This is a genomic window from Quadrisphaera sp. KR29 (assembly GCF_052644995.1).
Genome location: NZ_JBQXXG010000002.1, coordinates 320,662 through 335,495, shown reverse-complemented (window position 1 = coordinate 335,495; position 14,834 = coordinate 320,662). Strand labels below are relative to the sequence as shown.

12 protein-coding genes are annotated in these 14,834 nt (G+C 74.7%); 3 read left to right on the top strand and 9 right to left on the bottom strand.

Features of this window, described 5'->3' with window-relative positions:
• Window positions 1-41: 41 nt before the first annotated feature.
• From glpK to ACUN9U_RS03385, 3 genes are all read right to left on the bottom strand, one after another.
• Complete coding sequence (glpK, locus tag ACUN9U_RS03395; RefSeq protein WP_445483484.1) at window positions 42-1,559, bottom strand: glycerol kinase GlpK; 1,518 nt, start codon at window positions 1,557-1,559, stop codon at window positions 42-44.
• Window positions 1,560-1,611: 52 nt separating this feature from the next.
• Window positions 1,612-2,337: an MIP/aquaporin family protein gene (locus tag ACUN9U_RS03390; protein WP_445483483.1), complete on the bottom strand. Its 726-nt coding sequence runs from the start codon at window positions 2,335-2,337 to the stop codon at window positions 1,612-1,614.
• A 123-nt stretch (window positions 2,338-2,460) separates the two neighbouring features.
• Complete coding sequence (locus ACUN9U_RS03385) at window positions 2,461-4,290, bottom strand: glycerol-3-phosphate dehydrogenase/oxidase (RefSeq protein ID WP_445483482.1); 1,830 nt, start codon at window positions 4,288-4,290, stop codon at window positions 2,461-2,463.
• A gap of 153 nt (window positions 4,291-4,443) precedes the next feature.
• Between ACUN9U_RS03385 and ACUN9U_RS03380 the strand changes: the two genes are divergently transcribed.
• Window positions 4,444-5,409 (top strand): sugar-binding transcriptional regulator, encoded by a 966-nt coding sequence (locus tag ACUN9U_RS03380; RefSeq protein ID WP_445483481.1) that lies wholly within the window; start codon window positions 4,444-4,446, stop codon window positions 5,407-5,409.
• Window positions 5,410-5,507: 98 nt separating this feature from the next.
• Entirely contained in the window at window positions 5,508-7,223 is a 1,716-nt protein-coding gene (locus ACUN9U_RS03375) for a glycerol-3-phosphate dehydrogenase/oxidase (protein ID WP_445483480.1), read from the top strand.
• A gap of 72 nt (window positions 7,224-7,295) precedes the next feature.
• Here ACUN9U_RS03375 and ACUN9U_RS03370 read toward each other — a convergent pair whose 3' ends face one another.
• The 4 genes from ACUN9U_RS03370 to ACUN9U_RS03355 form a co-directional block, all read right to left on the bottom strand.
• Window positions 7,296-8,444 (bottom strand): GuaB3 family IMP dehydrogenase-related protein, encoded by a 1,149-nt coding sequence (locus ACUN9U_RS03370; RefSeq protein WP_445483479.1) that lies wholly within the window; start codon window positions 8,442-8,444, stop codon window positions 7,296-7,298.
• A gap of 68 nt (window positions 8,445-8,512) precedes the next feature.
• Window positions 8,513-10,033: an IMP dehydrogenase gene (guaB, locus tag ACUN9U_RS03365; RefSeq protein ID WP_445483478.1), complete on the bottom strand. Its 1,521-nt coding sequence runs from the start codon at window positions 10,031-10,033 to the stop codon at window positions 8,513-8,515.
• A 95-nt stretch (window positions 10,034-10,128) separates the two neighbouring features.
• Window positions 10,129-10,722: a response regulator transcription factor gene (locus ACUN9U_RS03360; protein ID WP_445483514.1), complete on the bottom strand. Its 594-nt coding sequence runs from the start codon at window positions 10,720-10,722 to the stop codon at window positions 10,129-10,131.
• A gap of 102 nt (window positions 10,723-10,824) precedes the next feature.
• Complete coding sequence (locus ACUN9U_RS03355) at window positions 10,825-11,868, bottom strand: MerR family transcriptional regulator (RefSeq protein ID WP_445483477.1); 1,044 nt, start codon at window positions 11,866-11,868, stop codon at window positions 10,825-10,827.
• A 331-nt stretch (window positions 11,869-12,199) separates the two neighbouring features.
• Here ACUN9U_RS03355 and ACUN9U_RS03350 point away from each other — a divergent pair, with 331 nt between their 5' ends.
• Window positions 12,200-12,532, top strand: coding sequence for a WhiB family transcriptional regulator (locus ACUN9U_RS03350; RefSeq protein WP_445483476.1), 333 nt, complete (start codon window positions 12,200-12,202; stop codon window positions 12,530-12,532).
• A gap of 156 nt (window positions 12,533-12,688) precedes the next feature.
• Here ACUN9U_RS03350 and groL read toward each other — a convergent pair whose 3' ends face one another.
• Complete coding sequence (gene groL, locus ACUN9U_RS03345) at window positions 12,689-14,299, bottom strand: chaperonin GroEL (RefSeq protein ID WP_445483475.1); 1,611 nt, start codon at window positions 14,297-14,299, stop codon at window positions 12,689-12,691.
• A 119-nt stretch (window positions 14,300-14,418) separates the two neighbouring features.
• Window positions 14,419-14,712, bottom strand: coding sequence for a co-chaperone GroES (gene groES / locus ACUN9U_RS03340; RefSeq protein WP_139709973.1), 294 nt, complete (start codon window positions 14,710-14,712; stop codon window positions 14,419-14,421).
• Between the last annotated feature and the right edge of the window lie 122 nt (window positions 14,713-14,834).

Below are 14,834 nucleotides of genomic sequence, written 5' to 3'. Positions count from 1 at the left end.
AGAGGGTGGCGGACGCCCATGATCACGAGGGGTGGGGCGGATCAGTCGTCGTCGTCGTCCACCCAGTCCAGGGTGCGCTGCACGGCCTTGCCCCACTTGCGGTAGTACCTGTCGGCCTGGGCGCGGTCCATGGCCGGCTCCCAGCGCTTGTCCTCGGCCCACTGGGAGGTCAGCTCGTCCTCGTCGGCCCAGAAGCCGACAGCGAGGCCCGCGGCGTAGGCGGCGCCCAGCGCCGTGGTCTCGGCGATCTGCGGGCGGACCACCGGGACGCCGAGCACGTCGGCCTGGAACTGCATGAGCAGCTCGTTGGCGATCATGCCGCCGTCCACGCGCAGCTCGGTCAGGTCGACCCCGGAGTCGGCGTTCATCGCCTCCAGCACCTCGCGGGTCTGGTAGGCCGTCGCCTCCAGCACCGCGCGGGCCAGGTGGCCGCGGTTGACGTACCGGGTGAGCCCGACGATGGCGCCGCGCGCGTCGGAGCGCCAGTGCGGCGCGAACAGCCCCGAGAACGCGGGCACGAAGTAGGCCCCGCCGTTGTCGTCCACCGACCGCGCGACGGCCTCGATCTCCGGCGCACCGCCGATCATGCGCAGGTTGTCGCGCACCCACTGCACCAGCGAGCCGGTGACCGCGATCGAGCCCTCCAGGGCGTAGACGGGCTTGCGGTCGCCGATCTGGTAGCACAGCGTCGTCAGCAGGCCGTTCTTGCTGGGCACGGCCTCCTCGCCGGTGTTGAGCAGCATGAAGTTGCCCGTGCCGTAGGTGTTCTTGGCCATGCCCTTGGTGAAGCAGACCTGCCCGAAGGTGGCGGCCTGCTGGTCACCCAGGGACCCCGCGATCGGCACGCCCGCCAGCAGCCCCTGGGCCCGGGCCTTGCCGTAGACCTCGGAGTTGGACACGATCCGGGGCAGCATCGAGGTCGGGATGGTCATCTCGGCGGCGATGTCCTCGTCCCAGCTCAGCGACCGGTAGTCCATGATCATGGTGCGCGAGGCGTTGGAGACGTCGGTGATGTGCAGGCCGCCGTCGGTCCCGCCGGTCATGTTCCAGATCAGCCAGGTCTCGATGGTGCCCATGAGCAGGTCGCCGGCCTCGGCCCGCTGCCGGGCGCCGTCGACGTTGTCCAGGATCCACTTGACCTTCGGCCCGGCGAAGTAGGTGGCCAGGGGCAGGCCGACCCTGTCCTTGTAGCGCTCCGCACCACCACCGAGGTCGCCGAGCTCGCGCACGATCCTGTCGGTGCGGGTGTCCTGCCAGACGATGGCGTTGTAGACCGGCTTGCCGGTGGTGCGGTCCCAGACCACCGCGGTCTCGCGCTGGTTGGTGATGCCGACGGCCTCGATGTCGCCGGAGCTGACGTTGCCCTTGCCCAGGGCCTGGCCGACGACTTCGCGGGTGTTGCTCCAGATCTCCTCGGCGTCGTGCTCCACCCAGCCGGCCCGGGGGAAGATCTGCTCGTGCTCCTTCTGGCCGACGGCCACGACCTTCCCGTCGTGGTCGAAGAGCATGCAGCGGGTGCTCGTGGTGCCCTGGTCGATGGCGGCGATGACTCGTGCCACGTCGTTACCTCCTGGTGCGTCGTTGCAGGGTGGGTGTCAGCAGGGGTGGGGGTCAGAAGACCTGGGCGACCAGGCCCGCCAGGACGCCGCCGATGACCGGCCCGACGACCGGGACCCACGAGTAGCCCCAGTCGTTGGAGCCCTTGTGCCGGATCGGCAGGACGGCGTGGGCCAGGCGCGGGCCGAGGTCGCGGGCCGGGTTGATCGCGTAGCCGGTCGGGCCGCCGAGGGAGGCGCCGATGGCCACCACGAGGATCGCGACGTTGAGCGGGCCGACCTGCGATGGCGTGTTGCCGAACTGCAGGATGACGTAGACGAGGGTGAAGGTGGCGATCACCTCGGTGACCACGTTCCAGCCGTACGAGCGGATCTCCGGGCCGGTGGAGAACGTGCCCAGCACCAGGCCGGGGTCCTCCTCGGCGTCGTAGTGCTTGCGGTAGACCAGCCACGCCAGCACGGCGCCGATGAAGGCGCCCAGGAACTCGGCCACCAGGTAGACCACCGTGCTGAGGAAGGTCACCGGCACGTCGGGGGCGTACTCCTCGGCCCCCGAGGAGAGCAGGCCGAGCGTGACGGCCGGGTTGAGGTGGGCCCCGGAGCGCCAGGCGACCCAGACGCCGACGAAGACCGCGAAGCCCCAGCCGAAGCTGATGAGCAGCCAGTCCGCTCCTCTGCCCTTGGTGCGGGCGAGCAGCACGTTGGCCACCACGCCCACGCCGAAGAGGATGAGCATGGCGGTGCCGAAGACCTCGGAGAAGAACACGTTGGTGAGTGACACAGTCGGACCTCTCTGTCCCGGTCGGCCCCGCGCCGCACGCGCGGCGCGGGGGTCTCCCTGCTGTTCTGATCAGGCCTCCCCGTCCGGGGAGGACGGCGGGTGCTCGCAGGAACCTTCCTGCGATCAGGCGCTCGCGTCCACTCCGAGCGGGCGGATCTCGGGGGCGCGCAGGCGCGCGCGCTCCGCTGAGGCGTCGTCGGGCTCGACCTCGGCGGCCCGCTCGGCGGCGACGCGCGCGAGGTAGGTGGCCACCTCGCGCTCGACCTGCTCCCCGCTCCAGCCCAGCGGCCCGGCCATGAGCTCGGCCGCGGCCCGGGCAGCGGTGGTGCCGCGGTCGGCCCGCTCGTAGGACAGGCGGGTGCGGCGGGTGAGCACGTCCTCCAGGTGCAGGGCGCCCTCGTGGGTGGCGGCGTAGACCACCTCGGCGCGCAGGTGGTCCTCCGCGCCCTCGAGCGGCTCCCCCAGGGCGGGGTCGGCGTCCACGAGGGCGAGCACCTCGTCGACCAGGGTCCCGTAGCGGTGCAGCAGGTGCTCCACGCGCTCCTCGCCCCACCCCCGCGCCGCGGCCAGGCGGTGGCGCTGGTTCCAGCGCACGGCGTACCCGTCCGCGCCGGCCAGCGGCAGGTGCTCGGTGGCGGAGGCGGGCGCGGCGCCGGCGGGGTCGCCCGGGGCGCGGTCGGCGAGCGCCACGTCGACGACGTCGCGGGCCATCACGCGGTAGGTCGTGTACTTGCCGCCGGCGATGACGGTCAGCCCGGGGCGCACCGTGGCCGTGGTGTGCTCGCGGGAGACCTTCGTGGTGGCCGACCCGTCGGAGGAGACCGGCTGGATGAGCGGGCGCAGGCCGGTGTAGACGCCGAGGACGTCGTCGCGGGTCAGCGGGCGGCGCAGCACGGCGTTGGCGTGCTCGAGCAGGTAGTCGACGTCGGCAGCGCTGGCCACCGGGTGGTCCTTGGCCAGGTCCCACGGGGTGTCGGTGGTGCCGATCACCCAGTGGGTGCGCCACGGGATGATGAACAGCACGCTCTTCTCGGTCTTGAGGATGAAGCCGTCCTCACCGGCCACGGCGTCGCGGGGGACGACGACGTGCACGCCCTTGGAGGCCCGCACCTGCAGGCCCCGCGCGCGGAACAGCCCCTGGGTCTCCTCGGTCCACACCCCGGTGGCGCCGATGACGTGGCGGGCGCGCACCCGCAGCTCGCGGCCGGTCTCCAGGTCGACGGCGGTGACGCCCGCCACGCGGCCGGCCTCCTCGAGGTAGCCGGTCACCCGGACCCGGCTGGCCGCGGCCGCGCCGTGCCCGACGGCGGTGCGCACGACCACCTCCACGAAGCGGGCGTCGTCGACCTTGGCGTCCCAGTAGCGGATCGCGCCGACGGCGACGTCGGGGCGCAGCGAGGGGGCCACCCGGGACAGGGCGCGGTGGGACAGGTGCCGGTGCAGCGGCACCCCGCGCCCGCCGACCCGGCCCAGGACGCCCGCCAGCGCGTCGTACAGCGCGATGCCGGCGCCGACGTAGGCGCGCTCCCAGGCCCGGTGCTGCAGCGGGTACAGGAACGGCACGGGCTGGACCAGGTGCGGCGCGAGGCGCCCGACCAGCAGGCCGCGCTCGTGCAGCGCCTCGCGCACCAGGGCGAAGTCGAGCATCTCCAGGTAGCGCAGGCCCCCGTGGACCAGCTTGCTGGCGCGGCTGGAGGTGCCCGAGGCCCAGTCGCGCTGCTCGAGCAGCCCCACGGACAGGCCGCGGCTGGCGGCGTCCAGCGCCGCCCCGGCGCCGGTCACGCCGCCGCCGATGACGAGGACGTCGAGGGTCTCGGCGGCGAGGCGCTCCAGGGCGCGCTCGCGGGCGGCCGGCGAGAGCGCGGTGCTGCCGGTGGTGCTCGTCGTGCTGCCCGTCGTGCTGCTCGTCGTGCTGCCCGGCGCGCTCGTGGGCCGCGTCGTGGTGGACGTCATGGGTCCCTCCCGTCAGGCGCCGCCCGCGTCGCGCGGCCCGGTCTGCTCCCCCCCGACCCTGGCGCGGCAGGCCCCGGGCGGGCAATGTGGTGCACGGACGTGCACGCGCGACCGCTCCGCGGCGGGGACGCCGAGCCGGGACGGAGGACGCCGGTGAGCGACGACGAGCGCCTGGAGCGGGTGGCGCGGAAGTATTACCTGGGCAGGCAGACCATGGAGGCCGTCGCCGCCGAGGAGGGGGTGTCGCGCTCCACGGTCTCGCGCCTGCTCGAGGCCGCCCGCGCCGCCGGCATCGTCTCCATCCAGGTGGTCCCCGTGCACGGACGTGCAGCGGCGATGGAGAAGGAGCTCGCCCAGCGCCACGGCGTCGCGGCGCGGGTGGTACCCCTGCCCGAGGGCGTCGGACCCGTCGAGAGGCTGCACCACGTGGCGCGGATGACCGGGCGCGTGCTCGACCAGGCGGTCAGCGCCGGGATGGTCGTCGGGGTCGCGTGGGGCACCACCACCGGCGCGGTCAGCGAGCACCTGCTCGCCCGCCCGGTGCGCGACGTCCAGGTGGTGCAGCTCAACGGCGCCATGAACACCCACAGCAGCGGCGTCGGCTACGGCAGCGACGTGCTGGGCAGGTTCGCCGACGCCTGGGACGCGCAGGTGCACCTGTTCCCCGTGCCCGCCTTCTTCGACCACGTCGAGACGCGGCGGGCGATGTGGCGCGAGCGCAGCGTGCAGCGCGTGCTGCGCCTGCAGCACGCCGCCGACGTGGCGCTCTTCGGCGTCGGGGCGTTCGGCGGCGCCGTGCCCAGCCGGGTGTGGGCAGAGGGGTACCTCACCGGTCCGGACCGCGCGGCGCTGGCGGCCACCGCCGTCGGGGACGTGTGCACGGTCTTCCTGCGCGCCGACGGCTCGTGGGAGGGGCTGCCGCTCAACGCGCGCTCCTCGGGGCCGGTCCCGCCGGTGCTGCGCCGCGTCCCGCGGCGCATCTGCGCCGTCGCGGACGAGGCCAAGGTGCCGGGGCTGCTCGCGGCGCTGGCCGCGGGCCTGGTCACCGACCTCGTGCTGGACGAGCGCTCCGCCCGGGAGCTGCTGGCCTCGCGGGCCCCGGGCCGCAGGGCCGGCTGACGGGCAGGCCGCCGCGAGCCGATCTACCCTGGCGCGCAGCGGGACGGTGCCCGGCGGACGCCGTCCCCGTGGACCGAGGGCGCGAAGGAGCGATCGTCATGGCGGCACCGACGCAGGACAGCACGCTGGGACCGGACTACCGCGAGCGCGCGTGGAGGGCCTTCGGGGAGGCGCCCTTCGACGTCCTCGTCATCGGCGGCGGCGTCACCGGCGCCGGGGTCGCGCTCGACGCCGCCACCCGCGGCCTGCGCACCGCGGTGGTCGAGCAGCGGGACTGGGCCTCCGGCACGTCCTCGCGCTCCTCCAAGCTCTTCCACGGCGGGCTGCGCTACCTGGAGCAGCTGAACTTCTCCCTGGTGCGCGAGGCGCTCAAGGAGCGCGAGCTCATGCTCACGCGCATCTGCCCGCACCTGGTCAAGCCGGTCTCCTTCCTCTACCCGCTCAACCACCGGATCTGGGAGCGGCCGTACATGGCGGCCGGCCTGACCATGTACGACACCATGGGCGGGGCCCGCTCGGTGCCGGGGTTCAAGAGCCTGACGCGCCGCGGCGCGCTGCGGCTGGCGCCGGGGCTGAAGCCGGACGCCTTCGTCGGGGCGATGCGCTACTACGACGCCCAGGCCGACGACGCGCGCCACACCCTCGCCGTGGTGCGCACCGCTGCCCACTACGGCGCGGTGGTGCGCAACAGCACCGAGGTGGTCTCCCTGCTGCACGAGGGGGACAGGATCGTCGGGGCCACGGTGCGCGACGTGGAGACCGGGGACACCACCGACGTGCACGCCACCGTGGTCATCAACTGCACCGGCGTGTGGACCGACGACATGCAGCACCTCGCCGGCGGGCGCGGGCGCTTCCGGGTGCGCGCCTCCAAGGGCGTGCACATCGTCGTCCCGCGCGACAGGTTCGCCTCCGAGACCGGGCTCATCCTGCGCACCGAGAAGTCGGTCCTCTTCTTCATCCCCTGGGGCACCCGGTGGATCATCGGGACGACCGACACCGACTGGTCGCTGGACAGGGCGCACCCCGCCGCCACCCGCGCCGACATCGACTACATCCTGGAGCACGCCAACACCGTGCTGCGCACCCCGCTGACGCACGACGACGTCCGGGGCGTCTACGCGGGGCTGCGACCGCTGCTGGCCGGGGAGTCCGAGGGCACCAGCTCGCTGTCGCGCGAGCACGCCGTCGCCCGCCCCCAGCCGGGCCTGGTCTCCATCGCGGGCGGGAAGTACACGACGTACCGCGTCATGGCCGCCGACGCCGTCGACGCCGCCAAGGCCGACCTCGGCTCGCACGTGCCCGACTCGGTCACCGAGCACGTGCCGCTGGTCGGCGCCGACGGCTACCGCGCGCTGGTCAACCAGGTCCCCGCATTGGCGCACCGCTACGGGGTGCCCGAGCACCGGGTGCTGCACCTGCTGAACCGCTACGGCTCCGAGGCCCTGGAGCTGCTCGACCTGGGGCGCGAGCGGCCCGACCTGCTCGAGCCCCTGGAGGGCGCTGAGGACTACCTGCGCGTGGAGGTCGTGCACGGCGCCACCCACGAGGGGGCGCTGCACCTGGACGACCTGCTGGCGCGCCGCACCCGGATGTCCATCGAGTACGGGCACCGCGGCGTGGGCTCCGCGCAGGCCGTGGCCGAGCTGGTGGCACCGGTGCTGGGGTGGGACGCCGACCGCATCGCCGAGGAGGTGCGCAGCTACAGCGAGCGCGTGGCGGCCGAGCGCGCCAGCCAGGAGCTGCCCGACGACGAGGCCGCCGACGCCGCCCGCCGCGAGGCGCCCGACTCCCGGCCCCTCCTCAACGCCTAGCCCCCTCGGTGGTCATGGGCGATCGGCCACTCCCGGTGGCCGGTCGCCCACGACCGCGGTGGCGGTGGAGGGTCAGGTCGGCTGGTAGGGGCTGACGACGACCTCCACGCGCTGGAACTCCTTGAGGTCGGAGTAGCCGGTCGTCGCCATCGCCCGGCGCAGCGCCCCGAGCAGGTTGGTGGTGCCGTCGGGGGTGGTGCCCGGGCCGAGGAGGATCTCCTCGAGCGAGCCGACGGTGCCCACGCGCACCCGGCGCCCGCGGGGCAGGTCGCCGTGGTGGGCCTCGGGACCCCAGTGCCAGCCCCCTCCGGGCGCCTCGGCCGCGCGGGCCAGCGCCGCGCCGAGCATGACGGCGTCGGCGCCGCAGGCCACGGCCTTGACGACGTCGCCGGAGCGGCCCATGCCGCCGTCGGCGATGACGTGCACGTAGCGGCCGCCGGACTCGTCGAGGTAGTCGCGGCGCGCTGCCGCGACGTCGGCGATGGCGGTGGCCATCGGGGCGTGGATGCCGAGCGCCCCGCGGGTGGTGTGCGCCGCTCCCCCGCCGAAGCCGACCAGCACGCCCGCCGCGCCGGTGCGCATGAGGTGCAGCGCAGCGGTGTAGGTCGAGGCGCCGCCGACCACCACGGGCACCTCGAGCTCGTAGATGAACTGCTTGAGGTTCAGCGGGGCGCCGCCGTCGTCGCCGGCGACGTGCTCGGCGGAGACGGTGGTGCCGCGGATGACGAAGAGGTCCACGCCGGCGTCCACCACGGTCTTCCACAGCTGCGCGGTGCGCTGGGGGGAGAGCGCCCCGGCCACCACGACGCCGGCGTCGCGGACCTGCTTGAGGCGCAGCGCCACGAGGTCGGGGTCGATGGGGGCGCTGTAGATCTGCTGCATGCGGCGGGTCACTGCCTGCGCACTGCCGGCGCCCTCGCCCTCCAGCCCGGCGATCTCGGTGAGCAGCGGGCGCGGGTCCTCGTAGCGGGTCCACAGGCCCTCGAGGTCGAGCACGCCCAGGCCGCCGAGGCGGCCGATGGCGATGGCGGTCTCGGGGCTGACCACCGAGTCCATCGGAGCCGACAGCACCGGCAGGGCGAAGTGGTAGGCGTCGATCTGCCAGGAGACGCTGACCAGCTCCGGGTCGCGGGTGCGGCGGCTGGGGACGACGGCGACGTCGTCCAGGGAGAAGGCGCGGCGGCCGCGCTTGCCGCGCCCGATCTCGATCTCGTAGGCCATGGGGGCTCCTGGTCGGCGGGTGCTGGTCGGCGGGTGCTGGTCGGCGGGTGCTGGCGGTGCGGCGCCGCTCAGCGGCCGCTGTAGTTGGGCGCCTCGAGCACCATCTGGACGTCGTGCGGGTGGCTCTCCTTGAGCCCCGCGGAGGTGATCTGCACGAAGCGGCCGCGCTCCTTGAGCTCGGGCACCGTGGCCGCCCCGGTGTAGAACATCGACTGCCGCAGGCCCCCCACCAGCTGGTGGGCCACCGCGGCGAGGGGGCCGCGGTAGGGCACCTGCCCCTCGATGCCCTCGGGCACGAACTGGTCGGCGGCGGCGACGTCGTTCTGGAAGTAGCGGTCCTTGGAGAAGCCCCGGCCGCCCGCGCGGGTCTGCTGGGCCCCCAGGGAGCCCATGCCGCGGTAGGACTTGTACTGCTTGCCGTTGATGAAGACGAGCTCGCCCGGGCTCTCGTCGCAGCCTGCCAGCAGCGAGCCGAGCATCACGGTGTCCGCGCCGGCCACGAGGGCCTTGGCGATGTCACCGGAGTACTGCAGGCCGCCGTCGCCGATGACCGGCACCCCCGCGGGGCGGCACGCGGCCGCGGCCTCGGCGATGGCGGTCACCTGCGGGACCCCGACGCCGGCGACGACGCGGGTGGTGCAGATCGAGCCCGGCCCGACGCCCACCTTGACGCCGTCGACGCCCGCCTCCACCAGCGCCGCGGCAGCGGCGCGGGTGGCGACGTTGCCGCCGACGACGTCGACGTGCGCGGCGGCCGGCTCGGCCTTGAGCGCGGCGACCATCTCGAGCACGGCGCGCGAGTGGCCGTGGGCCATGTCGACGACGAGCACGTCGACGCCCGCCTCGACCAGCAGCATGGCGCGCTTCCAGGCGCCCTCGAAGACGCCCATGGCGGCGGCCACGCGCAGGCGGCCGGCCTCGTCCTTGGTGGCCAGCGGGTACTGCTCGCGCTTGGTGAAGTCCTTGACGGTGATCAGCCCGCGCAGCCGGCCGCCGCCGTCGACCAGCGGCAGCTTCTCGACCTTGTGCTTGGCCAGCAGCGCCATCGCGTCCTCGGGCGAGGTCCCCACCGGCGCGGTGACCAGCGGCATCCGCGTCATGACCTCGCCGGCGGTGCGCGAGCGGTCGGTCTCGAAGCGCAGGTCGCGGTTGGTGACGATGCCGACGAGGTGGCCGCCCTCGTCGACCACGGGCACCCCGGAGATGCGGTAGCGGGCGCACAGCGCGTCGACCTCGTCGAGGGTGGCCTCGGGGGGGCAGACCACAGGGTCGGTGACCATGCCCGACTCCGAGCGCTTGACCAGGTCGACCTGGTTGGCCTGCTCCTCGGGGGACAGGTTGCGGTGCAGCACGCCCAGGCCGCCCTGGCGCGCCATGGCGATGGCCATGCGCGACTCGGTGACGGTGTCCATGGCCGAGCTCAGCAGGGGGACGGCCACCTCCACGCGCTTGGACACCCGCGAGGCCGTGTCCGCGGCGCTGGGGACGACGTCGCTCTGCCCGGGCAGCAGCAGCACGTCGTCGAAGGTGAGGCCGAGGCCGTCGAGGGGGAGGGCGGAGGCACCGAGGAGGCTGTCGTCGGACGGCACCCCTCGATCGTAGGGGCCGCCGCGCGGGCCGCAGGACGCGAGCGGGCCCCGCACCCCGGGGGTGCGGGGCCCGCGGCGCGGGGCTCAGCGGGGCGTCAGTGGACCATGCCCAGCCGGAAGCCCTTGGCGACCGCCTGGGCGCGGTCCGCGGCGTCCAGCTTGCGGAACAGGCGGCGCGCGTGGGTCTTCACCGTGTCCTCGGACAGGAACAGCTGCTTGCCGATCTCGGCGTTGCTGCGGCCCTCGCCCATGCCGGTGAGCACCTGCAGCTCGCGCTCGGTCAGGGCCGGCGCGGCGCCGGCCTCGGTGCGGCGGGCGCCGCGGCCGCGCGCACCGGCCTCCCCCATGGCGCCGATGACGGCGGCGACCAGCTCCGAGCGGGTCGCGTCCTTGACGACGTAGCCGCGGGCGCCGGCGGAGACGGCGCGGGCCACGCCCTCGACGTCCTCGGCGACGGTGAGCATGAGCACCCCGGCGCCGGGGTGGCGGGCCAGGAGGCGGCGGGCGGCCTCGACGCCGCCGATGCCGGGCATGCGGACGTCCATGAGCACCAGCGCCGGGCGCTCGACGGGCCAGCGGGCGAGGACCTCCTCACCGGAGCTGGCGCCGATGACGCGCCCCACGCCGGCCACCCCCGCGACGGCGCGTCGCAGGTTCTCCCGCACCAGCGGGGAGTCGTCGCAGACCATGACCGTCGCCGTCGCAGACACTCTCGCCACCTCCGTGTGCGCCGACCCGTGCGGTCGGCTGTCCTGGAGGTGTCATCGGCACGGGAGGCGCCGACCTGAGCGCTAGGCCTCGGTCGCCTCCAGCAGCACCTCGAGGGCCCCGGCCAGCGCGGGCGCCCGCAGGGCCGCGCGGCCCTCCGGCAGGTCGGTCCCGTCCCAGCCGGGCCCGGAGAGCACCAGCCGGGCGGGGTGGCGCAGGCGCGGCAGCGGCGCCAGCTGGGCTCCCGCGTCGGCCACGGGGCGCTGGGCGTGCACGAGCACCGCGGCAGGGCCGGTGCGGCGGACCGCGGCGGCCACCGCCTCGCGCGGCAGGCCGGGGGCCAGCACCCACGGGCGCACCCCGCGGGCGGCGACGGCGGCCGCGAGGACGTGCAGGGGCAGCGCGTCGGCCTCCCCCTCCGCCGGTGCGAGCAGGACGACGGCGGTGGTGCGCTCCGGGGGGCGGCGCAGGGCGCGCAGCGCCTCCAGCGTGGCGGCGGTGAGCAGGACCTCGGAGTCGACGCCGGGGCCGGTGGCCTCCCAGCGGCGGCCGAGCGCCTGGCGGGCGGGCTCGACCACCTCCTCCCAGGCCCGCAGCGGTCCCTTGGAGGAGCAGGCGGCCAGGACGGCCGCCGCGGCGCCGGGGGCGTCCCCGGCGAGCACGGCGCGCTGCAGCGCCCCCTGGCCGGCGGGAGAGGGGCGGCGGGTGAGCGGGGTGCGGTCGGCGGGCAGCACGGCGCTCCACACGCCCAGGTCACCGGCCAGGGCGACCACGGCCGGCACGTCCCCGGTGGTGACCCGCTCGTCGGGCTCGTCCGGGTCGGGGCCGCCGGCGCCGTCGGCCCCGCCCGCGGCCAGCGCCAGCGCGGCGTCGCTGGGGTCCGTGGCCAGCGCGGAGGCGGCGGCGGTGACCGGGGGCACCCCCTCCAGCGTCAGCCGGCGCATGACCACCAGGCGGGCGAGGTCCTCGGGGGTGTAGCGGCGGTGGGAGCCCGACTCGTGCTCGCTCGGGCCCAGCCCGTAGCGGCGGGCCCACGTCCTCAGGGTGGCGGGGGCGACCCCCAGGCGCCGCGCCGCGGCCGCGACGCCGAGCGACACGCCCGAGGGGGCGGCGTCGGGGGTGGGCACCCCGCCAGTGTGGTCGGGCGGCCCTGGCGTCGCCACCGCGCCGGCGCCCCTCCAGGGCACCCTCCGGTCCTCTGCGCGCTGGCCCGCGGGGCCGGCCGGCCGCCGTTCACACGAACGGCCCAGCCCCAGGTCCTTGAACAACCCCTGAAGCGGTTGTAGTGTCGTCCCCGTTGAGCCCGGAGCGGCCGCGAGGACGCTCTGAGCAGGGGGTACCCCGCGGGGAGCCGTTCCACACCCGCTGCGCGCGGCCACCACCCGCGCGCTGCACCCGACGTCTGCGAACCACCCGCACCACCCCGACCACGCACCACCGAGCCTCCCGGAGGACCCCATGGCTGAGATCTCCCGCCTCCCCGGCCCCGTCGCCGACATCTGGGAGTGGCAGCTGCAGGGCTCGTGCCGCGAGCACGACACCAACCTGTTCTTCCACCCCGAGGGCGAGCGCGGCCCAGCGCGCCGCAACCGCGACGCCGCCGCCGTGGCCATCTGCTCCGCGTGCCCCGTGGTGGAGGACTGCCGCCAGCACGCCCTGACCGTGCGCGAGCCCTACGGCGTGTGGGGCGGCCTCACCGAGGACGACCGCGAGCGCATCTACGCCGCCCAGCGCTCCCGCCGCACCCCCAACCCGGTGGTCGCCGAGACCCGGATCGCCCAGGTCGGCTGACGCCACCGGCGGCGGACGCCGACGGACGAGGGCCCCGGACCAGCAGGTCCGGGGCCCTCGTCGTCCCCGGCGGACCCGCTGGACGCCGCAGCGCCCCGACGTGACGCAGCCCCCCGGACCGCGAGGTCCGGGGGGCTGCGCCGTGGGGCGGGTCGCTCAGTGGCTGTGCCCGTGGCCGGCGGCCGCGGGGGCCTCCTCCTCGGGCTTGTCCACCACGAGGGTGTCGGTGGTGAGGACCATCGACGCGATCGAGGCGGCGTTGCGCAGCGCGGAGCGCGTGACCTTGACCGGGTCGATGACGCCCGCGGCCACGAGGTCGACGTACTCGCCGGTGGCGGCGTTGAGGCCGTGCCCGGCGTCGAGGCCGCGCACCTTCTCCACGGCCACGTAGCCCTCCAGGCCCGCGTTCTCGGCGATCCAGCGCAGCGGCTCGGCGGCCGAGCGGCGCACGATCTGCGCGCCGGTGGCCTCGTCGCCGGTGAGCTCCAGGGCGTCGATCGCGGAGACGGCCTGGATGAGGGCGGAGCCGCCGCCGGCGACGATGCCCTCCTCGATGGCCGCGCGGGTCGCCGAGACGGCGTCCTCGATGCGGTGCTTCTTCTCCTTGAGCTCCACCTCGGTGGCAGCGCCGACCTTGATGACGCAGACGCCGCCGGCCAGCTTGGCCAGGCGCTCCTGCAGCTTCTCGCGGTCCCAGTCGGAGTCGGTGTTCTCGATCTCCGCCTTGACCTGGCGCACGCGGTCGGCCACGGCGTCGGCGTCGCCGCCGCCGTCGATGATCGTCGTGTCGTCCTTGGTGATGACGACGCGGCGGGCCGAGCCGAGGACCTCCAGGCCGACCTGGTCGAGCTTGAGGCCGACCTCGGGGCTGACGACCTGGGCGCCGGTGAGGATGGCGATGTCCTGCAGGATCGCCTTGCGGCGGTCGCCGAAGGCCGGGGCCTTGACGGCGGCGGCGGTGAAGGTGCCGCGGATCTTGTTCACGACGAGCGTGGACAGGGCCTCGCCGTCGACGTCCTCGGCGATGATGAACAGCGGCTTGGAGGTCTGCAGGACCTTCTCCAGCAGCGGCAGGAGCTCCTGGACGGAGCTGATCTTGCCCTGCGAGAGCAGCACGTGCGCGTCCTCGAGGACGGCCTCCATGCGCTCGGAGTCGGTGACGAAGTAGGGCGAGATGTAGCCCTTGTCGAACTGCATGCCCTCGGTGAAGTCGAGCTCGAGGGTCATCGAGCTGGACTCCTCGACGGTGATGACGCCGTCCTTGCCGACCTTGTCGAAGGCCTCGGCGAGCAGGTCGCCGACGCCCGAATCCTGCGCGGAGATGGTGGCGACCTGGGCGATCTCGCCCTTGTCGTCGATCTCGCGGGCGGTGGCGAGCAGCTGCTCGGAGACCGCGTCGACGGCCTTGTCGATGCCGCGCTTGAGCCCGGCGGGGCTGGCGCCGGCGGCCACGTTGCGCAGGCCCTCCTTGACCATGGCCTGCGCCAGGACGGTCGCGGTGGTGGTGCCGTCGCCCGCGACGTCGTTGGTCTTGGTGGCGACCTCCTTGGCGAGCTGGGCGCCGAGGTTCTCGTAGGGGTCGTCCAGCTCCACCTCGCGGGCGATGGTCACGCCGTCGTTGGTGATGGTGGGGGCGCCCCACTTCTTGTCGATGACCACGTTGCGGCCCTTGGGGCCGAGGGTCACCTTCACGGCGTTCGCGAGGGCGTCGACCCCGCGCTCGAGCGCGCGGCGGGCGTTCTCGTCGAACTGCAGCTGCTTGGCCATGTCCTTCTTCCTGGTGGCTGGTTCAGGGACGGCGAACGCCCCGGGGCCCCCGCCCGACGGCGGTGGGGCCGCCGGGGCGAGCCGTGATCAGAGGTCGATCAGAGGTTGCGGTGCCGCGCTCAGGCGACGACGGCGAGCACGTCGCGCGCGGAGAGCACGAGCAGCTCCTGGCCGCCGTACTTCACCTCGGTGCCCCCGTACTTGGAGTAGATGACCTTGTCGCCGACCTTGACGTCGAGCGGCACGCGGTTGCCGTTGTCGTCGATGCGGCCCGGGCCCACGCTGAGGACCTCGCCCTCCTGGGGCTTCTCCTTCGCGGTGTCCGGGATGACGAGGCCGGATGCGGTGGTCTGCTCGGCGTCGAGGGGCTTGACGACGATGCGGTCCTCGAGCGGCTTGATGGAGACCGACACGGGCGGACCTCCCCTTCGCTGGTGGTGCGGAACGGACGGGTGCGCGCGCCGGTGGGCCGGGGCGTCGTCGCGGGTGCCGCTCCAGCCTCGGGCGCTGGCACTCTCACGGGGAGAGTGCCAAG